This is a genomic window from Streptomyces atratus (assembly GCF_014648655.1).
GTDB lineage: Bacteria > Actinomycetota > Actinomycetes > Streptomycetales > Streptomycetaceae > Streptomyces > Streptomyces atratus.
Genome location: NZ_BMRN01000018.1, coordinates 67626 through 92159 on the forward strand (window position 1 = coordinate 67626; position 24534 = coordinate 92159).

Consider the following 24534-nt stretch of genomic DNA (forward strand, 5'->3'; position numbering starts at 1 on the left):
CCCGCGCGCCACCACCCTCAGTCCTCATCTCCCGCTGTCGTCTCGCTGACGAGCCGGAGGGCGGGGCGCTGTGGGGCGAACTCGCCGAGTTCCAGCGCCGCCTCGCGCCAGTTGGCGGCGAGCTGGAGCAGCCGTTCACTGTCGTGGCGGTAGCCGGGCGGCGGGGTGTCCGGGACGGTGGGCCAGAGGATGGTGGCGGCGAACCGGAGCCCGTGCATGGCGGCGGTCGCGTGAGCGTCGATGCTCCCGCCTTCCAGGCGCCGCAGCATGTCGAGCCGGGTGGCGGCGTCGAGGAGTTCGTCGTACACCTTCGCGTATTCCTGCGCGCGTACGGTGGCGAGGTCATCCACGTCGGGTGCCTTCGGCGTTCGGGTGGGGCTGAGCCTGGAGCCGTTCGCGCAGGTCGATCTCCTCGGGGGTGAGCGGGTCTTCGGGCCGGCGGATGCGGACGGGCTTGGGCCGCAGCGGCAGGCCATCGTCCGCGGCGGCCTCGGCCTCGGCGAGTGCTCGGTACAGAGAGGCCACCGAGGGGGACGTGCCCGCGTTCTTCCCGACCTTGATGGTGAGCTTCTTCGCGATCTCCGGAACAGGGACGCCCTTGTCCTTCAGCGCGACGGCGAAGGTGAGCATGTCGTCGTCGATGACCTTCGGCCGCCCGCCGTGGTTGCCCTTGGACGCGGCGATGACCTGGCCTTCGAGGGTCTTCTCCCGGATGTAGTTGCGCTCGATCTGTCCGGCGACGGCGAGCACGGCGAAGAACATCGCGCCCATGCCGTTGGGGTCGTAGATCCCGGTGAGCGGGCCGGTGAGGAGTTCGAGCTGGATGCCGCCGGCCTGGAGCTCGGCGGACAAGGTCATCAGCTCGGCCGCGTTCCTGGCCAGACGCTTCAGCTCGTGCACCGTGAAGATGACCGGCGTCTCGGGGGCGGCCTCCTTGAACTGGTGGGCCAGCGCGAGCGCCTTCTCCAGCTCGGGCCGTACCTTGACCCGGGTGCTGATCTGCTCCTTGAAGACCTTGTGGCACTCGGCCCGGTGCAGGGCTTCGAGCTGGCTCGCCAGCTCCTGGCGGGCGGTCGATGTCCTGGCGTACCCGATCCTCACCGGCCGCTCGGTGCGGGGCGCTGGAACGACGGCGAGCGCCGGGCCCTGCTTCCACGCGCGGCCCGGGTGCCGGTCGGCGGGGACGGGGATCTCCAGTTCCTCGCGGAGCGCGGGAACGAGGACGAAGCGTGGGGTGTGGTACTTCGCGGCGGTCTTCCCGCCCCGGGTGCGGCAGGCGCTGCCGGCGGGCGCGTCACATTTCGCGCAGTCGTGACGTTCTACCGCAAGTGCGGCCTGATCGGGCGTGAGGTCCATGCGGGAAGTCTCTCAGAAGTGCCTCGCACAACGTGCGGGTTTCGAGAGGGCTTTTGCGAGTGGCGACCTGCGGAAATGCGATCACCCGGGGGCCGTTCTCAGGACTCTCACAGATGGTCGTTTGTGAGAGTGGCCCGCTGTGAGACCCGTGGCCCCGCGTGGACGGTCGTGGATGCCCGCTGCGGCCCGCCGGTCAGGCTCACCGGTCACGGGGTGGCGGCGCGGTGGGCGGAGGGACTGATGCCTCGGGTTCGTTTGAAGGCCGAGCTGAAGGTGAACGCGTCGTTGTATCCGACTTCCTTGGCCACCGCCGCGATCGTCGCACCAGACTGGCGCAGGCGGTCCGCGGCCAAGGTCATCCGCCAGTGGGTGAGGTAGGCCAGTGGCGGGCGGCCCACCATGGACGTGAAGCGGCGAGCGAAGGTGGTGCGTGACAGTCCCGCTTCGGCGGCGAGTGACGCGACGGTCCAGGGGAGGGACGGCTCCTCGTGCAGCCTGCGCAGCACGTGTCCCAGCAGCGGGTCGGACAGTGCCCGATATCCCGGGGGCGGGACGGAGCCGGCCTGGTCGAACCAGGCGCGCAGGGAGCGGACCAGGAGCAGGTCGAGCAGTCGGTCCAGGACGACCTGCTGTCCGGGCTTGTCATCGGTGGTCTCGTCGGCGATGAGGTCGAGGAGCGGGGCGAGGCTGGGGTCGCGGGGTACGGCAGCTACCTGCGGCAGGGTGTCGAGAAGGGGCAGGGAGAGGTCGCCGCCGATGCGGTAGCCGGCGGTGACCAGCAGGTCGGAGTCGTCGCCCGACTGTTCGTCCTCCGGGCTGGAGGTGCGGCCGGTGATCCGCCAGTTACGGCGAGCGGACGCCGGGTCGCTGATGGTGGTGCAGTGGTCGTCGCCGTCCACGAGAATCTGTGGGCTGCTGGTGGGGCGGTCGGCGACGGTGTACGGCTGCGTACTGCGGATCAGGACGATCTCCCCCTGCCGCAGTGCGACCGGGTCTGCTTCGGCCGGAACGACCCAGCCGTCCCCGTGCAGCATGACAGCCAGTGCCAGAGGCGCGGGCTCGATGAAGCGCAGGCCCCACGGGGGCGTGCTGACCGTGCGGCAGAAGACGGCTCCATGGGCCCGTACGCCGGCGAGGTAGTCATCAAGAACATCCATGCTGACACGATCGCACATGCTTCAGGTCGTTTCGACCATGGTTCGTGCCACCGCCTGCGGGTTCACTGGTAGTCATGACAGAGATCCTCGTTATCGGAGCCACCGGCAAGACCGGCGCTCCCCTCGTTCCCCTCCTCCGTGCTCTTGGGCACACCGTCCGCGCCGCCTCCCGCTCGGGCGAGACCCGTTTCGACTGGTCCGACCGTTCCACCTGGGACCCCGCGCTCAGCGGCGTCCATGCCGTGTACCTGGTTCCGACCGAGACCCTGGGCCTGGACGAGCGCGCAGAATTCGTGGCCCGCGCGAAGGCTGCCGGGGTCCGGCGCCTGGTCCAGCTGTCGGTGCGCGGCATCGACGAGGACGGCACGCACCCCACCGAGGCCGCCGTGCGGGGCTCGGGCCTGGAGTGGACGATCCTGCGGCCGTCCTGGTTCTCCCAGGACTTCGCCGCGGCGGACTTCTTCCTTCCCGGTGTCCTCGAAGGTGAGGTACGAACCCCGGCCGGGGACGGGCGCGAGCCGTTCATTGACGCCGAGGACATCGCCGAGGTCGCCCTCGCGGTCCTCACCGGCGACGGCCACCACGGGCAGACCTACGATCTGTCGGGCCCGCGGGCACTGTCCATCACCGAGGCCGTCGAGCTGATCAGCAAGGCGACGGGACGCAGCATCGCGCACCGCCATCAGACCGAGGCGGAATACGCCGCCGACCTGGTCGCGGCAGGGCTCACACAGGACGACGCCGATTCCGTCGCGGGCTTCCTCGGCCAGGTCAGCCAGGGCGCGGACGACTACGTCAGCGACGGCGTCGAGCGCGTCCTGGGCCGTGCGCCGCGCACGTTCGAGGAGTACGTGACGACGGCCGCGGAGAATGGCACCTGGATGCTCTGAGACCCCACTCCGGCAGCTGGCACGGACCCGATCGGGCCAGTAGACGGGCTGGATCACCAGGTGCTTCGGTCGACGTTCCGGGCGCCCCTCGCCGGGTGCGGCACGTCAGGAAGCGCACTGCGGTCGCCGGGGCGTTCTGCGCGGATACCACCGTGCTGAGCACCTGGTGATCCGCCGGTTCAAGGAACTCGCCGAGGGCAAGCCCGCCGCGCGACTTCTCCGACTACGTCGCCCGGACCGGCCCCAGTCCCCCGCTGACCAGGCATTCTCACCGTGCAGATCCGCCATCGCGGACAAGGAGGGGCGACCACCCCATGACCACCTACCAGCAGTTGGCCGCTGTCCCTTTCGAACTCACCTCCTCGGAGGGTTCGACCTGGGAGATCGATGCGGATACCGGGGCGGTGCGTACCACCGCCCACCCCCACAGCGACATCTTCGTCGACCCTGCACAGGGCGTCACCGCCAACGCGCAGACGCTGCTCAACGCCGCCACGTTGCTGGGGCGGCCGCCCGCCGGGGACTTCCAGCTCAGCGTCCGCGTGAGCGTCGGCTTCTCCTCGACCTTCGATGCCGGGGTCCTGCTGCTTTGGATCGACGAGCGTCACTGGGGCAAGCTCTGCTTCGAGTACTCCCCGCAGGGGCGGCCGATGGTCGTTTCCGTGGTCAACCGTGATGTCGCCGACGACGCCAACGCCTTCACCGTCGACGGCGACTCGGTCTGGTTGCGCGTCTCCCGAGTCAGTCACACCTTCGCCTACCACGCCTCCACCGACGGCACCACGTGGCACATGATCCGCTTCTTCGTCCTCGACGACCCCGCCCGGGCCCTGATCGGGTTCGAGGCCCAGTCACCGACCGGGGAGGGGTGCGCCGTCGCGTTCGACGAGGTGCGCTTCACTCAGGACCGCCTCACCAACGTCAGAGACGGCTCCTGATCTACTGTCCCGGCCGAGAAGACCACCACTCAGCCGCATGCCGGCGGCTCTGCCCCTCCCGCCGTCGTCTCCGGAACGGCTACACCCCGCTCACTTGGAGGGACACCGGGATACGTACGCGGGACAGCGCACAGCACAGCCGAAGGCGCATCCCCCTGACCGACACGGCCCGGATCACCGCCCCCGTGGGCGGCCTGGAGCTGGTCGCCGTCTACAGCCCGGTTCCTGGCTCGTCCAGCGTCACGGTCCGCAGCGGCCGGTGGCCCTTCTCGTCGAGCTGGGCGAGTTCGCGATCGTAGTCGACGGTGATGGAACCGTAGAAGTTGACCGCCGAGCTGCGGGCCGGGGAGATGTGCGCCAGGACCTCGGCATCCACTTCACGGCCGGCTCCGCGCAGTTCGCCGACGGCCAGGCCCATGTACTCGGTGTGCCAGCACACGACGGCATTCGTCACGACGGTCAGGCACCACGCCTGTTCGTTCTGCTGCTCGGGCTGGCGCCGGGTCACCTTGCCCTCGCGGGCGTAGTGGAGCTGGCGGCGCAGCGCGTGCAGGGACTCGCCCTTGTTCAGCTGCCGGGCGATCTTGCGCCGGTAGGCGGGATCGGACAGATATTTCGCCGCGTAGATCGTTCTCCGAATGGCCCCGTACTCCTTGAGCGCGGCGGCGAGAGCGTTCTGCCGGGAGGACGCGGAGAGCTTGCCGACGATCAAAGAGGCGGTGGCGTGCCCGTACTTCAGCGACCCGGCCAGCCGCAGCAGGTCGTCCCAGTGGTCGGCCACCAGGTCGAGGTTCGCCTTCTTCGTCAGCAGCGGCCCCGCCGTGGGGAACTTCTCCTCGGCCTCGGCCTTCGCGCCCATTCGGTACAGGGTGATCTTTCCCAGGTCGCGGGTGCGGGGCGAGAGCTGCTTGCCGACCAGGTCGAAGAGCCCGAAGTTGACCAGGGTCACGCCGTGCGTGTCGGTGGCGTGCTCGGTGATCGGCAGGTCGGTGGCGTTGCCGAGGATCTCGTCCAGCACGTAGTGCGCCTCGCGGTGCGTGGCGACGATGACCTTCGTGCCGAACGTGGAGTGCTGGTCGGAGACGTGCGTGTAGGTGGAGATGCCCTCGTTGACGAAGTACTTGTTCAGGTGCCGGGCGGTGATCGACTTGCCGCGGGTGGGGAACCGCTGCCCGTCCGAGGACGACAGGGTGCCCGAACCGAACATCGCGGTCATCGGCAGCTGGTGGTGGTAGTTGACCAGGCAGATGTTCGCCTCGCGCAGCGTGTCCTCGCGGATGTACCACTCCGCCGTCCACGCCAGCACGTCGTAGGGGATGCCGCAGGAGGAGGCCATCCCGTGCAGCCCCATATTCGTGGACAGCCCGATCAGACAGGCGATCAGATTCCTCTTCAGCTGCGGCGAACGGGCCTGCTTGCCGCCGGCGTGGGTGAAGCAGTCCAGGAAGGAGGTGTGCCGGTCCATCTCCACCAGCAGCGAGGCGATCGGCACGTTCGGCAGCATCCGCTCCAGCTCGCCGTGCAATTCCTCGGCCTCGGACGGAATGTCCTCCGCGGTGAGCGGCGAGATCACCAGCTCGCCCGCGTCGTTGAGACGGACCGGCCCGTCCCCGCTCTTGAGGGTGTCCTCCAGGTCGGTGAGGGCCTCATCCAGCTCGTCCATCACCAGCGGCAGCGCCTCGGAGGCGTCGGAGCTCTTGCCGACCAGGCGGCAGAACTCGGCCCGGTGCCCCTCCCACTGGGCGGGCTTGAACAGGTAGGCCTCAGGATTGTCGTAGCGGCGCGAGCCCGGCACGTACACATCCCCCGAGCGCAGGCCGTCGCGCAGCGCGAGCAGCACGCACAGCTCCCAGTAGTGCCGGTAAGCGGTCGCGTCCCCCTTGGCCGCGGCCTCGTCCAGGTAGCCCTGCCAGCGGGTCGGCACGAACAGCGTGGGCGCCGCCTCCGGGACGGTGCGGGCGCCACTCGCGTTCAGCTCCCGCAGGATCTCCAACGCCTCGATCAGGGGCTGTGCCTCGGTGCCGCCCTTGAACCGCACCGCCTTGAGCACCTTCGGGGTTAACTGACGGATGTAGGTGTAGGAGCCCTCCAGCAGCCGCAGGTGCCCGTGATCCTTCGGCAGCCGTACGGTGGCCCCGGCGTTGGCCGCGATCAGCCGGGACATGCCGATCTTCCCGCGCAGCAGCGTCCCCACCGCCTCGTCCGGGATACCGGCGTCGGCGAGCACGGGCAGGATCTCGTCCAGCAGGGTGAGCCGGTCCTCCGACAGCTTGGCCCGCTCGGCGAGCTCGTCGCGCAGCTTGATCCGCGCCCGCGACTCCGAACCCGACAGCGTCTGGTCGAAGAGCTGGACGACGGAGTCGAGGACATCGACGGCGGACTGGGCCAGCAGCGTCAGCAGGATCGGGTGGCGCCGGTTCGCCTCCCGCCGCTCCAGGGCCTGCGCGGTGAGGCGCCGGCCGATCTGGGCGAGGTGGCGGCGCCGTTCGGCGGGCAGCGCGGACAGGTTTGGCGGTGCGGTGATCGGGAGCAGGGCCGATGCCTCCGGCGGGAAACGGCTGACCGAGATCGAGGACGGTGACTGGATCAGCTTCGATCCGGTGAACCTGAAGAACATCGAATCGGTGACGGTCGGTGCGGCCTCCGGCGGGATCGGCGGAAGTGTCGAATTCCGGGCCGGGTCGCCGACGGGCCCACTGCTCGGCAAGGTGACCGTCCCCAACACCGGTGACTGGGGCAAGGTCGTCTCACCGACGACGGCACTGACTGATCCCGGCGGCAGCATGAAGCTGTACGCGGTGTTCAGCAACCCGGAGTGGAGCAGCGACAAGGCCGATCTGTTCGCGGTCGACTGGCTGCACTTCAACGGTCCCGGTGTCGAGAAGCGACCGGCGACGAAGGTCGCGGTGAAGGCGGCTCCGGCGACGGGCACCGCACCGCTCGCCGTGGCACTGAACAGTGTGGTCGAGCCGGTGGCCGGGCGCACGATCGCCTCGTACCACTGGGACTTCGGCGACAACACCAAGGCGGAGGGTGCGACTGCCACGCACACCTATGACCGGAAGGGTGGGTACACCGCGCATCTGACGGTCACCGACGACAAGGGCGACACCAGCACCGGTTTCGCACGCATCGACGTGAGTTGAGAGGGGAGACCCGCATGGACCGCACACGACGCACCTTTCTGAGCACGGCTGTGGGTGTTGCCGCAGCCGCAGGGCTCGGCGCCACCTCCGCGTCCGCCACCGAGGTCCGCCGGCGTCGGCGCATTCCGCCGTCGGGGATCGGCATGCACCTGTACACCATGCGTACGCCGTTGGCGACGGACTTCAGGGGCACCCTGGAGCGGCTCGCGGAGATCGGCTATGCCACGGTCGGGGTGAGCGGCCGGCACGGCCACAGCGCGGCCGACATCCGGCGGATGCTCGACGAGACCCGGCTGCGGGCCGTCCTCGAACATGTCGGCTACGACATCGTGAAGGGGGCCGGACTCCCCCAGGCCCTGGAGGACATCCACACGCTGGGCGGCAAGTGGATCGTCGTGCCCAGCCTGCCGGGTTCGCTGCACAGCCCGGCCGGGTACCGGGAAGTGGCCGAGGAGTTCAACCGGGTGGGGCTCGCCGCCCGTGAGTCCGGACTGAAGCTGCTGTACCACAATCACGGGACAGATCACCAAGTGGTGTACGGCGTCAGCCTCTACGACATCCTGCTCAGCGAAACCGACCCGGAACTGGTCGGTTTCGAGCTGGATCTGTACTGGGCGGCCAACGGCGGCGCCTCGGCGCCGGGCGAGCTCTTCGTACGGCATCCGCGACGCTTCCCGGCACTCCATGTGAAGGACATGGCACCGAACGGCGACTTCGCGGATGTCGGCTCGGGGGTGCTGGACTTCCCGGCAATGTTCGACACGGCGCGGCAGGGCGGTGTGAAGCAGTGGCTGGTGGAGCACGACGCGCCGGCTGATCCGTTCGCCTCGGCGCTCGCGAGCTATACGTATCTGTCCCGGCTGCGCTACTGAGCGGGCAGGTGCACACGACGGCCCCGGGTTGCGCGTACCGCAGCCCGGGGCCGCTGCTCATTCAGCGGGTGGCGAGCAGCTCCCCGTACCATTCGAGCGTCGAATCCACTGTGACGGAAAGGGGATTGGGGACGAGGCCGTACGCCTTCTAGATCGCCGTGGAGTCGACGATCTGCGCCTCCGTGTGCTGCACACGCTCGCCGATGCCTATCGGGCCTGGGCGGTCGAGGAGCCGCACCGCTATCTGCTGATCCAGGGCGCACCCGTGCCGGGCTATGTCGCTCCGGACGACACTCTGGACCGGGCCCGTGCCGTTCTCGGGCCATTCCTGACGGTCTTCGCCGACGGGACACCGGGAGCCCAGGTCGCTGCGGTGGTGGTGGCGGAGATGACCGCGTGGCTGGACACGGACGAGCCTGTGGGCGCGTGGGCGGCCGAGTACGCACCGACTGCGGCCGGGGAAACCGGGAAGTCGGCACAGGCGTTGGCGGGTGCGGTGCTGGCGTGGGCACAGCTGCACGGTTCTGTGGGGCTGGAGGCCGCAGGGCAGTTCGTGGGCATGGGCCACAGCGGCGCCACGTTGCTGGGCGCGCAGACGGAGATGCCGGCGGACGCGTTCGGGCTGGAGTGAACAGAACGGCCGTCCTGTGCCCGATCGCCCCGGACGGGCTCGGTCCTCAAGCCCGTCCGGCGGCCGAGGAGACCGTCAGTCGTGCGCGGAGGCCGCACCCAGCAGGTCGCGGATGTGGGCGGCCGCGTCCCGGAACTCCGGGCGGCCCAGTGTCTCGCCGTACTCCCGTTCCGCGTCCAGCCCCACCTCGATGATCTCGGAGATCGTGCCGGGGCGCGGGCTCATCACCACCACACGGTCAGCCAGATAGACAGCCTCCGAGATGGAGTGGGTGACCAGCAGGACGGTGGTGCGGGTCTCCCGCCAGATGCGGTTCAGCTCCATGTTCATCTGCTCGCGGGTGAGCGCGTCGAGCGCGCCGAACGGCTCGTCCATCAAGAGCACCGGGGGTTCGTGCAGCAGCGCCCGGCACAATGCCACACGCTGCTGCATTCCGCCGGACAGCTCATGCGGATACGCGTCCTCGAAGCCGGCCAGGCCCGTCATCCGGATCAGCTCGTCGGTCCGGCCGCGCGCCTGCGCCGGGGGCATCTTCCGGATCTCGGCCTGGAGCAGGATGTTGCGGCGCGCCGAGCGCCACTCCAGGAGGGCGGCGCGCTGGAACACGTAACCGATGTCGTGCCGCACACCGTCGACCTGCTCGCCGCCGAGCCGGACCTTGCCCGAGGACGGCTTCAGCAGTCCGGCGACCAGCTTGAGCAGGGTCGACTTGCCGCATCCGGACGGTCCGACGATCGCCACGAACTCACCGGGCGCCACATCGAGCGAGACCTCTCGCAACGCGGTGACATCGCGCTTCCTGCTGCGGAACCGGACCGCCACATCGGACAGTCCGACCGCCGCCGCGGCAGGAACCGATGCCTTGGTCCGCGTCGTGTACTGCTTCGCCATCGTCATCCCTTCAGCGCCGTCTTCTCGTCCCAGTAGTCCGCGACGGCCTTCGGCTTGCTGACCATGCCCGCCTCGGCGAAGACGTCGATGGTCTGCTGCCAGTCGGCCTCGTTGTTCACTCCGGGCGCCTTCCCCTCGGTCGACGAGGTGTGCAGCAGAGTGAGCGTCGTCTTGAACTGCTCGGCCAGGACGGTGGTCGGCGGCAGCTGTTCCGAGGCTCCGTCCATCGCCGCGACCGCCGGCCCGGGGGCCTTTTCGGCGGCCGCCCACGACTCGCTGACCGCCTGCACCATGCGCCCGGCGAGTTCGGACTTCGTGGCGAGGATCTTCTGTCCGGCGAGCAGACCGTTGGAGTAGAAGTTCAGCCCGTTCTCGGAGAATCGCAGATACGAGACCTGCTTCTTGGCCTTGTCCTGCATGGTGGGGCCCTGGTCGCTGGCGTAGCCCAGGAGTCCGTCGGTCTTCCCGGAGATCACCGCGGCGATCTTGCCCGCCGGGTCGGTGTTCTGGACCTTGACGTCCGACGCGTCGAGGCTGTTCTTCTTCAGGAAGATCGGGAAGGTCTTGGAGAGCGCGTCACCGGCGGTCCCCGCGATGGTCTTTCCCTTGAGATCCGCAGGCGACTCGATGCCCTCGGCGTCGAAGGACTGCACCGAAGCCGGGGTGGTCTGGAGGAAGACTCCGAGGCTCTTCACCTGGACGCCCTGGTCGACGCCCGCGAGCAGTGCCGGGGTGTCGGCCCAGCCGAAGTCGGTCTGGCCCGCGGCGGTGGCCTGCACCGTCTTCTGCGAGCCCTGACCGGCCTGGATCTTCAGGTCGATGCCGTGCTTCTCGAAGATCTTCTGCTGCTTGCCGTAGTAGAACGGCGCGTGTTCGCCGTACGGATACCAGTTGAGCGTCAGCGTGACCTTGTCCAGCTTCTTGCCCGAGTCGCTCGTGGTGGTCGACGCATCGTTGCCACCGCAGGCCGTGGCCACCAGGACGAGGGGTACGACACCGATCAGGAGTCTGCGCGCATGCATGGACTGGCCCTTCTCGCGACGAAATCGGTATGACGGAGTCAGTACGTGGTGGTGGCGGAGGCGTCCCGGCGGCTGGCGTGCCACGGGAGCAACAGCATTTCGGCGATCTCCACGGCGACGAAGAGCACGACGCCGATGAGTGACATCACGAGCAGCCCGGCGAAGAGCATCGGGGTGTCGAGGTTGCCGTTGGCCTGGAGGATCACATAGCCCAGGCCCTCGTTGGCGCCGACGAACTCGCCGACGACCGCACCGGTGACCGCCAGGGTGACCGCGACCTTGAGCCCGGAGAAGAGATGCGGGAGCGAGGCCGGAAAGCGAATCTTGAGGAAGGTCTGCCAGGGCCGCGCGCCCATGGTCGCCGACAGCTGGAGCATCTCCGGGTCGACCGCCTTGAGGCCGGTGACCATGGAGATCACGACGGGGAAGAAGGCGATGAGCACGGCGATGAGAATCTTCGGCTCGATACCGAAGCCGAGCCAGACGACGAACAGCGGCGCGATCGCGATCTTCGGTACGACCTGGGCGAACAGCAGAATGGGATAGAGCGTGCGCTCGACGGTCGAGGAGTACACCATGACGACTGCCGCCAGTACCCCGACGGCCACGGCGATCAGGAAGCCGAGCAGCGTTTCGTATGTGGTCACCCAGGTGTGCTGCCAGAGATAACCGGCCTTGCCGGTAAGGACATCGAGGGTCGCCCCGGGTGACGGTACGAGATACGGCTTCACCAGCTCCGCCGCCGAGATCACCCACCAGACGGCGAAACAGACCAGCAGCAGGGCGACGGGCCGCCAGCTCTGCTCGGCCGCCCGCGCGAAGCGCTCCCCCGCCGAGGGACCGGCCCGCCGGACAACTCCCTCCGCTTCAGGGGGACTTTTGGTCAACGCGCTCTGGCTCACTGTGAACTCCCGCCGCTTCGGGTGCAGTTGTGGAGAGCTGTGCGATCCTGCGATGACGAGAAGGCGCTTTCAGAAAGCGCTTTCTGATAAGGTTTTCGCCACGCTAATGACTGCCTGCACGCACGGTCAATAGGTCGTCGACAAGTTTCGGGGCCTTCCACCACCGCGCCCTTGGGGGTCGAGTTGAGTGAACGGGGAACACCGCACCACCCGGAGCCGCGCGGCGGCCTTCCCGCAACGGCGCATGTGACGCTCGACGCCGTGGCCCGGGAGGCCGGGGTATCCCCCGCCACCGCCTCGCGCGCCCTCAACGGCACGACCCGGGTACGCGACGATCTGCGAGAGCGGGTGCGGGCGGCGGCGGAGCGGCTTGATTACATCCCCAACGCCCATGCGCAGGCTCTCGCGAATTCCACCAACAACCGTACAGTGGGCGTCATCTGTCACGACGTCAGCGATCCGTACTTCGCGGCCGTGTCGAGTGGCGTGATGCGCGCCGCGGCCGAGCAGGATCTGCTGGTGATGCTGGCCTCCACCTTCCGGGAACCCGCCCGGGAGATCGCCTACGTCTCGATGCTGCGGGCTCAGCGCGCCCGGGCGATCCTGCTCATCGGCTCCGGCTTCCAGGACCGGGCGTGGGAGCGGGCCCTGGATGCCGAACTGGAGCCCTACGTACGGGGCGGGGGGCGAGTGGCCGTCGTCAGCAGGCATCGCAGCCTGCGGGTGGACACCGTGCAGCCGGAGAACCGGGCGGGGGCGGCCGCGCTCGCCCGGACACTGGTGGGTCTCGGGCACCGCACGTTCGCGGTGCTCACCGGCCCACCCGCGCTGACCACTGTCTCCGACCGGCTCACTGGCTTCCGGGAAGGGCTCGCGGATTCGGGAATCGGGCTCGACCGGGTCGTGGAGGGCGCGTTCACTCGCGACGGCGGGTATGCGGCAGCCCGGCGGTTGCTGGCCTGCGGCCGGCCGCGGCCGACCTGTGTGTTCGCGGTCACCGACGTGATGGCGGTCGGGGCGCTCGCCGCGCTGCGGGAGGAGGGGCTGCGGGTGCCGGAGGATGTCTCGCTCGCCGGGTTCGACGACATTCCGCTGGTACGGGAGTTGTCGCCGGCGCTCACCACGGTGGCGCTGCCGCTGACCTCGATGGGCGAGGACGTGATCGCGCTGGCGCTGCGGGAGCCGTCCGCGGGGCGGCGGGCCCGGGTGGTGCGGGTGGCGGGAGAGGTGGTGGTGCGGGCGAGTACGGGAACGCCACCGGTCGGGTGACCGGCGGCGTTCAGGTGCCGAAGGGCCCTTCCTCGTGATCCGCCCGGTGACGGAGGGCGGACCACTACGGGTGGACGAGAACCTGGGAGAGTGCCACGCGTCCCGTACCGGAGGCCACGATCTTCACCGTGCGGGTCCGGCTGTCCAGGTTCAGGACCGTCGGGCGCAGCGCCTTCCCGCTGACGTGCACCGTCGCGTCGTCGGTGACGACATCGAAGTCGGCTGTCGTGGAGGAGGAGTTGTTCCAGATCTCGATCTGACGGACGCGCTGCTCGCTGCCCAGATCGACCTGCCACCAGGCGCCCGCCTCGGACAGCGTGCGGGTGTCCGTGTTGGTGTCGGCGTCCAGCGCGAGCGCCGCGGCCGCCGTGCCCTCGGTGGAGGACTGGGTCGCGGTGCCGGTACGGGCCAGGTCGGTCCGCAACTGCTCCACCGGGCCGCCGTGGGCGCCTGCCCGGCCTGCGACGGCGAGGGCTTCGGCCGGCAGTCGGTCCAGACCGGTGAGGTTGTCCGTCATGACCGAGCCCGTGCCGCCGAGTGCCGGCGCCGCCGTGTCGGTCCAGTTGCCCCGGGCGGTGTTCTGGATGCCGTAATCCGCCCAGTTCGAGACCCACTTGTAGCCGATGCGGGTGATGACGTTGCTCTCGACGACGATGTGCGAGGACTGTTCGTCTAGGTAGATGCCGTTGCCGTCGCGCTCGGTGTTGCCGAAGGCGGAGCGGTTGATGTAGTTGCCGGAGACGACCGTGCCCGGCTGCGCGCCCTGGGTGTAGATCGCGCCGCCGTCGTGCTGTGCCTGGGCAACTTCCATGACATCGGTGATGCGGTTGTCGGTCACCTTGTTGTCGCGCAGCACGGACTTCTGGGCCTCGGGCTGGTTCCAGCCCCAGCCGACCGAGATCCCGGAGTACGGAAGATGGTCCAGGCTGTTGTGGTCGACGGTCAGCGCGGCCTCGTAACCGGCCCAGATGCCCACCGAGTCGGTGTATTCGACGCCGGAGCGGGTGATGGTGTTGTACGCGATCGTGTTCCGCTCCCCCGCGAGCGCCGCCTGGGGCATCGGCTCGGTGTCGCCCACGTACACCGCGCCCGAGGACAGATCGGTGAAGGACGAGCGGGTCAGGGAACTGTCCTTGGTGCCGGCCTCAAGGATGGCGCCCGCTCCGCCGAGCCGGCTGAACCGGGCGTTCTCGATGCTGATGTGCTGTCCGCCGCGGACGGTGACCGCGGCGGACGGCTTGGTGTAGAAGCGGCCCGCATGGTCGACGGGGCCGGTGGCTCCGGTCAGGGTGAGACCGGCCTGCATGCCCGCATAGCCCTCATCCGTGTCGGGCTGGTGGTAAGCCGCATACGCGAAGCCGATCCCGTCCACGGTGACGTCGTGGGCACCGTCGACGACGAGCAGCTGTTCGGTGTGCGGAGTGACGGCCTGCGCGAGGCGCATGTTCTCGCCCTTGCGCGGCAGGTACGTGACGGTGCGGTTCTGCGAATTCCACACGAACTCGCCCGGCTGGTCGAGGAGTTCGGAGGAATTCTCGAAGAAGGCGACGCCGCTGTAGCGGGTGGAGTCGACCGCGGTGGAGTCCCAGGCGGGTCCGGTGCGGTTGGTGCCGCTCGCCGAGTTGGTCCAGCAGGGCTGGGCGAACGTCATGACGTCGCCGCTGACGCCGGTGATCCGGCAGTGGTAGTTGCGCCAGCGGACCCGGATGACGGCTTCGGCGTCGGTGGGGCGCTGCCACCGGTCGATCCCGGTGGCGACGGCGCCGGTCATGCCGGTCCTGGTGGCGTCGCAGGTGCTCGCCGCGCAGGCCGCGCCCCGGGCGCGGGTGGCGCGCCTGCCGTCGATGAAGAGCTGGCGGGGGGTGACGCCGGCCGGGACGTCGGCGGTCCAGGTGCCGTCGGCGTTCCGCCGCCACCCGGTGATGTCCTGTCCGCCGGAGAGAACGGGGCGGGCTCCGGGGGCCGCGGTCCAGGTGACCGTGCGGCCGTCCTTCCCGGAGTCGGCGGCGCCGAGCTTCAGGGGTTCGTCGCGCTTGTACGTACCGTTCTTCAGAAGTACGCGGACGTCGCGGCCGGTCTCGGCGCGTGCCTGGTCGCGGGCGCCTTCCGGGGTACAGGGGCGGGCGACGGTGCAGGTGGCGCCGTGTCCGTCCGGGGCTGCGTACAGGGTGCGGGGGCCGGGTGCGGCCTGGGCGGTCGGGGTGGCGAGGAGCGCGGCCAGGAAGACGGCGGTGGCGGCAGCGGCGGTTCCTCGTACGACGTTCAGGGAGCGGCGGTTCACGCGGAGGCCTTCCAGTCGGGGTGACCGGGCATGGGCGGGTTCACGGCTCCGAAGAGCCAGTCGCGCAGGAACGGGTCGAGGGACTTGTCGCCGGTGACGTCGACCGTGTGCCGGATGAAGGTCTCGCTGGTGCAGGTGGAGTCCTTGAAGCGCTTCACCCACTCACGCATCACCCGGTCGAACTGCCGCTGACCGATCCGAAGGCCGAGGGCGTACAGGACGAGTGCGCCACCGTCATAGATATTGGTGCCGCCGAGCGCCTTCGGGAGTCCGGGCGGCCCGTCGGTGGCGCGGATGGCATCGAGCTTCGCGTACGTGGCCTTCATCTTGTCCTCGAAGACCGACCAGCCGCGCTCCTCGCCGTACAGGCCGGCGTAGTACACGGCGGGGCCCTCGTTGAGCCAGGCCTGCTGCCAGTCGTTCGGGGTGACCCAGTCGCCGAACCACTGGTGGACGAGCTCGTGGACCATGGTGGTCTCGTAGCCGGGCTGCCCGTTGGCGTTGAGCTTGAACCAGTTGGTGGAGAACAGGGAGAGGGTCTGGTTCTCCAGGGCGTCGGTGTAGCCGTCGTAGATGTGGACGCCGTAGACGGAGAACGGGTAGCGGCCGAACTTCGCCTCCAGCCAGGCCAGATGGTCCGCGGTACGGGCGACGATCGGACCGTACTTGTCCTCCTGTCCCTGCGGGACGATGTGCCGCAGCGGCAGTCCGCGGTGGCTGGTGCCGTACAGATAGGTGCCCTTGACGACGGCGATGCCGATGAGTTCGGTCGCCATGCGCTCGCGCAGGGCGAAGTGCCAGACGGTGGAGCCGTCGGCGCGCGGGGTCTTGTGGAGCAGTTCGCCGTTGGCGGCGGCGACATAGCCCTGCGGGGCGCTGATGTGGAAGGTCCACGTCGCCTTGTCGGACGGGGTGTCGTTGCAGGGCAGGAAGGTGTCGGCGCGGGAGGACTGGGCGGCGGAGGCGAAGCCGCCGTCGGTGCCGAACTTCCATCCGGTCAGCCCGAGTCGGGGCGCCTTGCCGTTGCCCCGGTAGCGCACCTCGACGGTGAACGCCTGCCCGTCGTGGAGCGGTCGGGCGGGGGTGATGGTGAGCTCCTGGCCGCTCTTGCCGGGCGAGAGCTCCCAGCCGGCGGGGCGGCCGGCGACGGTGACGGAGTCGATGGTGTGGCCGTCGGTGTCCAGGTTGACGGCGGACAGGTCCTGGGTGGCCTTGGCGTTGATTTTCACGACGGCGGTGAAGTCGTAGGTCACCGGGGTGAAGTCGAAGGTGAGGTCGTAGTGGACGACCTGGTATCCGCCGTTGCCGAGGGTCGGGAAGAGCGGGTCGCCGACGCCGTCGGAGCCGGGCTTCGGGTCGAAGCCGGGCGGCTGTGCGATGGCGGCCGAGCCGAGTGCGGGTACGGCGACCACCGCTGCCACCGCCGCGCCGCCGAGTCTGAGGGCCGAGCGTCGCGTCGTCACTTCTTCCCCTTCTGGAAGGCGTCCTCGAATTCGCCGCGGGCCTGCTCGCCGCCCTTGGCCAGGTAGTCCTTGACGAGCTGGTCGTAGGCGGACATGGGCTTGCGGCCCGCGATGATGTCCTTGAGCGCGTCCTGCTTGAACGTGTAGAGGCTGCCGGATCCCTTCGAGTCCCAGGTGGGCGAGGAGTACTGCAGCGTCGGGTCCTGCTCCATGATCGGAATCATCTTGGTGAAGGCGTCGTGGACGTGGCGCACGCCCTGTTCCGAGTCGGCACTGAAGATGGCGGGGACGGCGGAGGCCATGAACTTCCAGGGCACGGTGACGTCCTGGGTGCCCTGCTTGGTGAGGGCCGGGTTGCCCTTGGCGTCACGGGTGAAGTCCTCGCCCTCGACGCCGTAGTTGATGAGCGTGTACTCCTCGCTGCCGAACGGGGACGCGGCGAAGTCGGCCAGGGCCAGGATCTCCTTGACCCGGTCGCCGGACGCCTGCTTCACATGGGTGTTCTCCAGCTTGACGTTGTCCATCCAGGCGATGGCATCCTTGCCGAACGGGACGAAGGGGCGCGGGTCGTACTTCTTGTCGATCGCCTTCATGGAGGCGATGTAGCCGACGCCGGGCGCCAGGTAGGTGGGCATGCCGTCGTAGACGTAGGCGCCCTTGCCGTTCTTGAACATGTCCGTGTACTGGGCCTTCTGCGCCCCGGACATCTGCAGGGTTCCCGGATAGAAACAGCCCGCCTTGTACAGCTCGCGCGCGGTCTCCACGGCCTTGCGGTACTCCGGCGTCTCCAGGTCGGTGGTGAACTTGCCCGTCTTGGCGTCGAGCCGCCAGTAGTAGGGCGCGCCCGCGGACATCGCGAGCATGGTGGTGGCGCCCGCGATGATCGCGTACTGGTCCTTCTTGGGCCGGGTCAGCTCCCTGCACACCTCGACGAACCTGTCGAGGTCCGAGATCTGGGCGAGGTCGGTGACGCCGACCTCTTCGAAGAGGTCGTGGCGGTAGAAGCCGGCACCGCCGGTGCCGGTGCGGGCGATCGGGATGCCGTACAGCTTCCCGCCGAAGATGGCGGCCTGCCAGGCGCCCTTCGGGATCGCTGCCAGGTTCGGGTAGTCCTTGATCCTGTCCCCGGCGAGGTACGGAGTCAGGTCGGCGCACTTGGCCTGGAGGAAGGCAGCCTTGTTGTCGACGCCCCCGACCTCGGGGTACATGAAGAGATCGGGCAGGCTGTCGCTCGCGACCATGGTGGAGAACTTGGTGCCGTAGTCGTCGGCGGGGACGGCGGTGATGTTCACCTGGCCGCCCAGGAGCTTCTCGATCTCCTGCCAGGCGGCGTTCTTGCCGCGGGCGGGCGGCGGCGGGGAGAAGGTCTCCATCGTCGCGCTGATCGGCTTCGCCCCCTTCAGCGGGGTGCCCTTCGTGGCCCGCAGCGGCTTGGCCGGGTAGCTGAAGTAGCCCTGCGGAACACCAGCCGCGGTGCCCGCCAGATCGGGCTTGAGGCCGATGTTGCGGACCGCGGTGTCGGGGAGCAGCGAGGCGCTCTTGGCCTCCGCCTTCGCGGTCGTGCCGCCGTCGCCGCAGGCGGCGAGCAGCGGGGCGGCGGCCAGTGAGAGACCGACGCCCGCACCCATGCGGAACAGTGCTCTGCGGTTGATGGGGGTGGAGCTCGACACCTGAATCTCCTTGAGAGAGGGGAAGGAAGGAGTGGGGGGGGCGGTGGCTGCGCTCAGCCCTTGATGGCGCCTGTGAGCACGCCCTTGGTGAAGTAGCGCTGGAGGAACGGGTAGACACAGAGGATCGGTACGACGGCGATCACCAGGACCGCCATCTGTACGGCCTGCTGCGGGGCGAGCACCTCGCCGGCCGAGGCGGCGTTCAGGCTCTGGCCCTGCAGGACATAGGTGCGCAGCACCATGGGCAGCGGCCACTTGTCGGAGTCGTTGAGGTACAGGAGCGAGTTGAAGAAGGCGTTCCAGTACGTCACCGCGTAGAAGAGGCTGATCACAGCGAGGACGGCCTTTGACAGCGGCAGGACGATCCGCACCAGGATGCGGAAGTCTCCGGCCCCGTCGACCTTCGCGGCGTCGTACAGCTCCTCCGGCAGGTTCATGAAGAAGGACCGCAGGACGACCAGGTTGAAGGCGCTGACCAGGGTGGGCATGACGAGCGCCGCGTAGGTGTCGTACAGCCCGAGTCCCTTGACCAGCAGGAAGTTCGGGATGATGCCCGCGTTGAAGAGCATCGTGAACAGGGCCGTCATCAGGATGAAGCGGGAGCCCGTGACATCGCGGCGGGAGAGTCCGTACGCCATGCCGACCGTGACGAGCAGGCTGGCGAGGGTGCCGAATACGGTGATGCCGACGGAGACGATCAGCGCGCGGGTGACGACTCCGCCGGTGAAGATGGTGCGATAGGCGTCCAGGGTGGGGTGGTCCGGCCACAGGACGAGGCCGGAGCTCTTGATGATGTCGGTCTGTGAGGCGAAGCTCGTGCCGATGACGCCGACCAGCGGGTAGGCGACGGCGAGGACGACCACGACGATGGCGACCGCCTTGGCGATCTGCCCGATGCGGGTCGGCCGCTCCATCCACGGGGGCCGGCCGTCGGACTTGCGGACGGTGGCGGGCCGGGGCGCCGGTGCGGTGGATTCCGATGTGGCGCGCGTCTTCTCAGCGGTCAGCACCGCGGTACACCCCTTCGTGGCCGAGTCGGTGGGCGAACTTGTTCGCGCCCAGGACGAGTGCGGTGCCGATGACCGCCTTGACGAGTCCGACGGCGGCGGCGACGCCCCAGTCGTTGTCCTTGATGCCGTGGTAGTAGACGTAGGTGTCGAGGACCTCACCGGCGTCCGGGCCGACCGCGTCGCGCTGGAGCAGGATCTGCTCGAAGCCGACGGAGAGGATCTGCCCGAGGTTGAGGATGAGCAGCAGGATGAGTACGGGGGCGATGCCCGGCAGGGTCACGTGCCAGAGGCGGCGCCGCGGGCCCGCGCCGTCGATCGCGGCGGCCTCGTACTGCTGCCTGTCGATGTTCAGCAGCGCGGCAAGGATGATGATCGTTCCCCAGCCGGCGTCCTTCCAGGCCACCTGGAGGGTCAGCAGCCAGGGGAAGGCGTCGGGGTCGCTCATCATGTCGTAGCGCGGCAGCCCCAGGCCGCCGAGTACGTCGGGCAGAAGCCCGGCGCCGCCCAGGATCTGCTGGAAGATCGAGACGATGATGACCCAGCCGATGAAGTGCGGCAGATAGACGACGCTCTGCACGAAGCGCCTGATGCGGTCGCTGGCGATGCTGTTGAGCAGCAGAGCCAGGGCGACCGGGATCGGGAAGAAGAACACCAGCTGGACGAGGGCGATCTCAAGGGTGTTGAACGTCGCGGACCAGAAGGCCGGCTCACCGAACGCCGCGGAGAAGTTGGCGAACCCCACCCAGACGCTGTGCATGTAGCCGAGATACGGCTGGTAGTCCTGGAACGCCACGACATAGCCGAGCAGCGGTACGTAATGGAAAACGACAAAGTACAGCAGGCCGGGCAGGGTGAGCAGCAGCATCACCCGGTCCCGCTTGATCCGCTGCCAGAGCGTCAGCCGGTGCTGTGCGACAACGGCCTGGGCAGCGGGCGGGGAGGGTATTTCGGCCTTCTGCCGCCGCTTCTCCCGCGGCAACGGGGGTGCTGTTTCAGCCATGGTGCGTCCTGTTCGGCTGGGTGGCGCATGGTGAGCCTTCTGGGGCCGCAAGTTAGTAAGCGGTTAACCCAAGCGTCAAGAGATCCGGGCAAATGTCGTTGAGACCCGATGCCCTCACCATCGAATCCAGCCCAACGAATCAACAAAAATACTTCTCAACTGGACAGTTGGGGCGGCGATGAGCTTGACGGTCGACCGTCGCGCTCCTTAGCGTTCCGGTCATTCAATAGAACGCGATTACTATCCGGAGGCAGGGTGCGAACCACCGAAGAGGCACCGGCTCATTCCGGTAGCGGTGCTGCGGCACCGCCCCCGCGACGGCCGCGCACGGTCCTGGCCATGAGCCCCGGACTGCTCGACGACGTCTTTCCGCCACCGGTGCGGGCCCGTCTCGAGGAGACCGCCGACCTCCTCGACCCGTTCGTGATCAGCGAGTTCGACTCCCCGGACGCCTCAGCGGCGCTGAAGGCGGCCGAGGTCCTGCTCACCGGCTGGGGCTGCCCGCCCGTCGACGCCGCACTGCTGGACCGGGCACCCGCGCTGCGTGCCGTGATCCATGCGGCCGGCACGGTGAAAACGTTTCTGTCCCCGGCCGCGTTCGACCGCGGGATCGTCGTCTCCTCGGCCGCCGCCGCCAATGCCGTACCGGTCGCCGAGTTCACCCTGGCGGCGATCATCATGGGCGCCAAACGAGTCTTCCCGCTGGCCGGGCTCTTCCGCACCCGGCGCACCCACCGCACCGGCGCCGACCTCGACCGCCAGCACTGGCTCGGCACACACGGCCTGACCATCGGCATCGTCGGGGCGTCGCGGATCGGCCGCCGGGTCATCGAACTGCTCCGGGTCCTCGATGCCGAGGTACTGCTGTACGACCCGTATGTCAGTGCGGCCGAGGCGGAGCTGCTCGGTGTCACCCCGACCGACCTGGACACCCTGGTGGCGACCAGCGACGTGGTGAGCGTCCATGCCCCCGACACGCCGGAGACCCGCGGGATCATCGACGCCAGGCGGATCGGCCTGATGCGGCCCGGCACGCTGCTCGTCAACACGGCCCGCGGCCCTCTGGTGGACACCGAGGCGCTGACCGGGCACCTGGTCAGCGGGAGGCTGGACGCCGTCCTCGATGTGACATCGCCCGAGCCGCTGCCGGACGGCCACCCGCTGTGGGACCTGCCGAACGTCTTCCTCACCCCGCATCTCGCGGGCGCCCAGGGCAACGAGGTGGGACGGCTCGGGGCGCTCGCGGTGGACGAGCTGGCGCGGTACGCGCAGGGCACACCGTTCGACCACCCGGTCTACCGGGCCGACCTGGGGAGGATCGCATGAGCTCCGCCCCGGCACAGGCTCTAGGCTCGGCGTCACACAACAGCCACCAGGGGGTGAGCCGGATGCGCCGGCAGAGCACAGCCGCGGACGGACAACGGCGCGCGACGGTCACCGATGTCGCGCGGCGCGCAGGCGTCTCGACGGCCACGGTCTCCCGCGTACTGAACCGCAACTACCCGGTCGCCGAGGCGACCCGGGAGCGTGTCGAGTCCGCCATGCGCGAGCTCGGCTATGTCGTCAACGCCCATGCCCGCGCGCTGGCCGGCGTCTCCAACCGCACCGTCGGCATCATCGTCAACGAGGTCATCGACCCGTTCTACGCGTACATCGCGCGTGGCGTGGAACGGGAGGCGGCACTCGGCGGACGGCTCTGTCTGGTCTGCTGCACCCAGGGCGACCCGCAGCGCGAGCTGGCCTTCATCGATCTGATGCATGAGCGCAGGGCGGACGCCGTGGTCGTGGTCGGCGGCTCCATCGCGGACCGCGGCTACACCACCGAGCTGGCCCGCAGGGCGCGCGAGCTGGACGCGGGCGGATCGAAGCTGGTGCTGTGCGGAAGGTCGCCGCTCGGCGAGCAGGCCCCGACCGCCGCGGTCGAGTACGACAACGAGGGCGGCGCCTTCGCCATCACCGACCATCTGCTGATGCAGGGGCACGAGCGGATCCTCTACCTCGGCGGCCCGCCCAAGCTCTCCACCACCCGCGACCGGCTGGCCGGGCACCGGCGGGCCCTTGAGCTGCGCGGCATCGCCCCGGACCCCGAGCTGGTTCAGCCCGGTGCCTTCAGCCGCAACTTCGGGTACCGGCGGATGGCCGAACTGCTGCGGGACGGACCGGACTTCACCGCGGTCTTCGCCGCCAACGACATGGTGGCGGCGGGCGCGGCGCAGGCCCTGGAGGAGGCCGGGGTCCGGGTGCCGAAGGACGTGTCCCTGGTGGGGTACGACGACATCCCGGTGGCCCAGGAGCTGCGGCCGCGGCTGACCACCGTCCACATTCCGCTGGAGGAGATGGGGCGCCAGGCGGTACGACTGGCCGTCACCGGCGGGGACGATGACGACTGGCGCGAGCCGACCACGGGTGCGCTGCGCCTGGGCACCCACATCGTGGTACGCGATTCCGTTGCGCCACGGCCCGGCCGGCCCACCCGGATGTGACCGGTTACCTCCCCCCTGTCCACAGTTGGCCATAGAAAATCACAGTAACTTCCTGACTCCTCTTGCGGCTCGATAGCAACCGCTTACATGCTGGCGCCGAGTAGCACCCGTTCCGCACGCTTCCGCCCCTCACTCGTTTCTGCAGGGAGAGTTCCGCATGCGTATGCCCACAGACTCCGCCGGCCCCTCCACCGCCCCTTCCTCCGCTTCCTCCCTCGTCGGCCGGCGTTCCGTTCTCGCCGCCGCGGCCGGAGCCGGAGCGGCGATCGCCCTGGGCACCGGCACGGCCCGGGCCACGACGGCCGACACCTCCGTTTCGCAGGGGGCCCGCCCGGTCCACCTGACCGTGACCGCCCGGCCCGCCGCCGAGGCCGAGCGACTGCGGCTCGGACAGGCCCTGCGCGGCTCGGAGTTCCAGCCCACCGGCCTGTACGTCCCGGCCGGCACCCCCCTCTCCCTCACCGTCCAGCCGTACGACGATCTGCTGCCCACCCTCTGGATCGGCGCGTGGGACTACTACGGCGAGATCACCGAGCCGCGCAGCTATCCGCTGACCGCCGGTGCGAACACCGTGACGGACCCGCACGGCGGCCCGGTCTATCTCACCCTGGCGGGCCGTGGCGAGCGGGCCGGTGTGCTGGTCCGCTCCGGCGCCGTCCCCATGCCCGTCTTCGCCCTGGGACGCACCTCGGAGGCCGACTACCAGCAGCAGCTGGACACGCTCACCGCATCGCCGTACGTCGAACTCCACGCGCCGCACACGATCCTGACGCTCACCCGCGAGGGCGCGCTGCTGTACCGCGGCGAAGACCACGCCGCACTGCTCGGGCTGGTCGAGACGATCATCGACTCGCATGCCCGGATCAGCGGACTCGACGGCTCGAGGCCGGTGCACCGGCGCAAGGCGGGGCCGTACCACTTCACCGAGGTCAGCAAGGTCCCGGCCGGTGTCGGTGCTTACGCCACACACGGCTACAACGGCTTCCCGCGGGCCTATCTCGACCGGGCCACGACCGTCGAGGGGCTGCGGACCCGCGGCTGGGGGCTCTACCACGAACTCGGTCATCTGCATCAGCAGTTCGCCTACAAGCCCGGCGGACTGACCGAGGTCACGGTCAACATCTACTCGCTGGCCGCCCAGCGCACGCTGAAGCAGCCGTCCAACCTCCTCACGGTCGACGCGACGACGGGACTCACCTACTTCCAGTCCGCACAGCGCAAGTTCGGCACGGCGGGGCTGAGTTACGAGAAGTCCTTCGGCGCGTACGAGAAGCTCGTCCCGCTGCGCCAGCTGGAGCTGGCCTTCGGTGACGACTTCTGGCCCCGGCTGCACAAGCTGGTGCGCGAGGAGAACCCGCAGTCCCAGTACACGGAGAACGACAAGCGCTACCGGGCCCTCGCCACCTGCTCCAGCCGCGTCGCCGGCTACGACCTCACGGACTTCTTCGTGAACACCTGGGCGTTCCCGATCGACGCCACCGGCAAGGCCGAGCTGGCCGCACTGAACCTGCCGAAGCCCTCCGTCGACCCGTCCACGCTGTCGGACTGACCAC

General features: G+C 69.1%; 20 protein-coding genes and 1 pseudogene. 9 read left to right on the forward strand and 12 right to left on the reverse strand.

Annotated features, from left to right (window positions below; genetic code table 11):
• Positions 1-17: 17 nt before the first annotated feature.
• The 3 genes from IEZ15_RS25895 to IEZ15_RS25905 form a co-directional block, all read right to left on the reverse strand.
• Entirely contained in the window at positions 18-350 is a 333-nt protein-coding gene (locus tag IEZ15_RS25895; RefSeq protein WP_189279588.1) for a hypothetical protein, read from the reverse strand.
• Positions 343-1356, reverse strand: coding sequence for a recombinase family protein (locus IEZ15_RS25900; protein ID WP_189279589.1), 1014 nt, complete (start codon positions 1354-1356; stop codon positions 343-345). The genes IEZ15_RS25895 and IEZ15_RS25900 overlap by 8 nt, the downstream gene beginning before the upstream one ends.
• A 206-nt stretch (positions 1357-1562) precedes the next feature.
• Positions 1563-2513 (reverse strand): AraC family transcriptional regulator, encoded by a 951-nt coding sequence (locus IEZ15_RS25905; protein ID WP_189279590.1) that lies wholly within the window; start codon positions 2511-2513, stop codon positions 1563-1565.
• Between the two features lie 74 nt (positions 2514-2587).
• Between IEZ15_RS25905 and IEZ15_RS25910 the strand changes: the two genes are divergently transcribed.
• On the forward strand, positions 2588-3403 hold the full coding sequence (locus IEZ15_RS25910) for an NAD(P)H-binding protein (protein WP_189279591.1): 816 nt from the start codon (positions 2588-2590) through the stop codon (positions 3401-3403).
• A 314-nt stretch (positions 3404-3717) separates the two neighbouring features.
• A complete protein-coding gene (locus IEZ15_RS25915; RefSeq protein ID WP_189279592.1) occupies positions 3718-4341 on the forward strand; it encodes a DUF1349 domain-containing protein in 624 nt (207 codons plus the stop codon).
• Positions 4342-4552: 211 nt separating this feature from the next.
• Here the strand turns inward: IEZ15_RS25915 and IEZ15_RS25920 are convergent, their stop codons facing one another.
• Positions 4553-6958: a Tn3 family transposase gene (locus IEZ15_RS25920; protein WP_189279593.1), complete on the reverse strand. Its 2406-nt coding sequence runs from the start codon at positions 6956-6958 to the stop codon at positions 4553-4555.
• On the opposite strand from IEZ15_RS25920, the pseudogene IEZ15_RS25925 reads away from it, so the two are divergent.
• The 3 genes and pseudogenes from IEZ15_RS25925 to IEZ15_RS25935 all read left to right on the forward strand — a co-directional run.
• Positions 6852-7487 (forward strand): annotated as a pseudogene (locus tag IEZ15_RS25925) (carbohydrate-binding protein); the annotation flags it as partial. The gene IEZ15_RS25920 and the pseudogene IEZ15_RS25925 overlap by 107 nt on opposite strands.
• 14 nt (positions 7488-7501) lie before the next feature.
• A complete protein-coding gene (locus IEZ15_RS25930) occupies positions 7502-8359 on the forward strand; it encodes a sugar phosphate isomerase/epimerase family protein (protein ID WP_189279595.1) in 858 nt (285 codons plus the stop codon).
• Between the two features lie 184 nt (positions 8360-8543).
• Positions 8544-8990, forward strand: coding sequence for a TetR-like C-terminal domain-containing protein (locus tag IEZ15_RS25935; RefSeq protein WP_308427444.1), 447 nt, complete (start codon positions 8544-8546; stop codon positions 8988-8990).
• A gap of 75 nt (positions 8991-9065) precedes the next feature.
• On the opposite strand, the gene IEZ15_RS25940 is transcribed toward IEZ15_RS25935, so the two are convergent.
• From IEZ15_RS25940 to IEZ15_RS25950, 3 genes are read right to left on the reverse strand one after another with little or no spacing between them, the layout of a single operon-like run.
• Complete coding sequence (locus IEZ15_RS25940; protein ID WP_189279596.1) at positions 9066-9887, reverse strand: ABC transporter ATP-binding protein; 822 nt, start codon at positions 9885-9887, stop codon at positions 9066-9068.
• The gene (locus tag IEZ15_RS25945) at positions 9884-10903 is read right to left on the reverse strand and encodes an ABC transporter substrate-binding protein (RefSeq protein ID WP_114247886.1); all 1020 of its coding nucleotides are present in this window, start codon (positions 10901-10903) and stop codon (positions 9884-9886) included. Before IEZ15_RS25945 ends, IEZ15_RS25940 begins: the two co-directional genes overlap by 4 nt.
• A 38-nt stretch (positions 10904-10941) precedes the next feature.
• Positions 10942-11805, reverse strand: a complete 864-nt coding sequence (locus IEZ15_RS25950) for an ABC transporter permease (RefSeq protein ID WP_189279597.1) — start codon at positions 11803-11805, stop codon at positions 10942-10944.
• Between the two features lie 246 nt (positions 11806-12051).
• Between IEZ15_RS25950 and IEZ15_RS25955 the strand changes: the two genes are divergently transcribed.
• Positions 12052-13074, forward strand: coding sequence for a LacI family DNA-binding transcriptional regulator (locus tag IEZ15_RS25955; RefSeq protein ID WP_189279636.1), 1023 nt, complete (start codon positions 12052-12054; stop codon positions 13072-13074).
• Positions 13075-13138: 64 nt separating this feature from the next.
• On the opposite strand, the gene IEZ15_RS25960 is transcribed toward IEZ15_RS25955, so the two are convergent.
• The 5 genes from IEZ15_RS25960 to IEZ15_RS25980 all read right to left on the reverse strand — a co-directional run bounded on the left by IEZ15_RS25960 (position 13139) and on the right by IEZ15_RS25980 (position 20498).
• On the reverse strand, positions 13139-15355 hold the full coding sequence (locus IEZ15_RS25960) for a right-handed parallel beta-helix repeat-containing protein (protein WP_189279598.1): 2217 nt from the start codon (positions 15353-15355) through the stop codon (positions 13139-13141).
• Complete coding sequence (locus IEZ15_RS25965; protein WP_189279599.1) at positions 15352-16818, reverse strand: M1 family metallopeptidase; 1467 nt, start codon at positions 16816-16818, stop codon at positions 15352-15354. Before IEZ15_RS25965 ends, IEZ15_RS25960 begins: the two co-directional genes overlap by 4 nt.
• Positions 16815-18488 carry an extracellular solute-binding protein gene (locus IEZ15_RS25970; RefSeq protein WP_189279600.1) on the reverse strand — a complete coding sequence of 558 codons (1674 nt, stop codon included), beginning with the start codon at positions 18486-18488 and terminating at the stop codon, positions 16815-16817. Before IEZ15_RS25970 ends, IEZ15_RS25965 begins: the two co-directional genes overlap by 4 nt.
• 53 nt (positions 18489-18541) lie before the next feature.
• Positions 18542-19402 (reverse strand): carbohydrate ABC transporter permease, encoded by an 861-nt coding sequence (locus IEZ15_RS25975; RefSeq protein WP_114249431.1) that lies wholly within the window; start codon positions 19400-19402, stop codon positions 18542-18544.
• Positions 19403-19484: 82 nt separating this feature from the next.
• Positions 19485-20498 carry an ABC transporter permease gene (locus IEZ15_RS25980; RefSeq protein ID WP_189279601.1) on the reverse strand — a complete coding sequence of 338 codons (1014 nt, stop codon included), beginning with the start codon at positions 20496-20498 and terminating at the stop codon, positions 19485-19487.
• Between the two features lie 339 nt (positions 20499-20837).
• On the opposite strand from IEZ15_RS25980, the gene IEZ15_RS25985 reads away from it, so the two are divergent.
• The 3 genes from IEZ15_RS25985 to IEZ15_RS25995 all read left to right on the forward strand — a co-directional run bounded on the left by IEZ15_RS25985 (position 20838) and on the right by IEZ15_RS25995 (position 24530).
• Positions 20838-21824: a hydroxyacid dehydrogenase gene (locus IEZ15_RS25985; RefSeq protein ID WP_189279602.1), complete on the forward strand. Its 987-nt coding sequence runs from the start codon at positions 20838-20840 to the stop codon at positions 21822-21824.
• 62 nt (positions 21825-21886) lie between these two features.
• Positions 21887-22981, forward strand: a complete 1095-nt coding sequence (locus IEZ15_RS25990; RefSeq protein WP_189279637.1) for a LacI family DNA-binding transcriptional regulator — start codon at positions 21887-21889, stop codon at positions 22979-22981.
• Between the two features lie 163 nt (positions 22982-23144).
• Positions 23145-24530 (forward strand): M60 family metallopeptidase, encoded by a 1386-nt coding sequence (locus tag IEZ15_RS25995; protein WP_373302621.1) that lies wholly within the window; start codon positions 23145-23147, stop codon positions 24528-24530.
• The last annotated feature ends 4 nt before the right edge of the window (positions 24531-24534 follow it).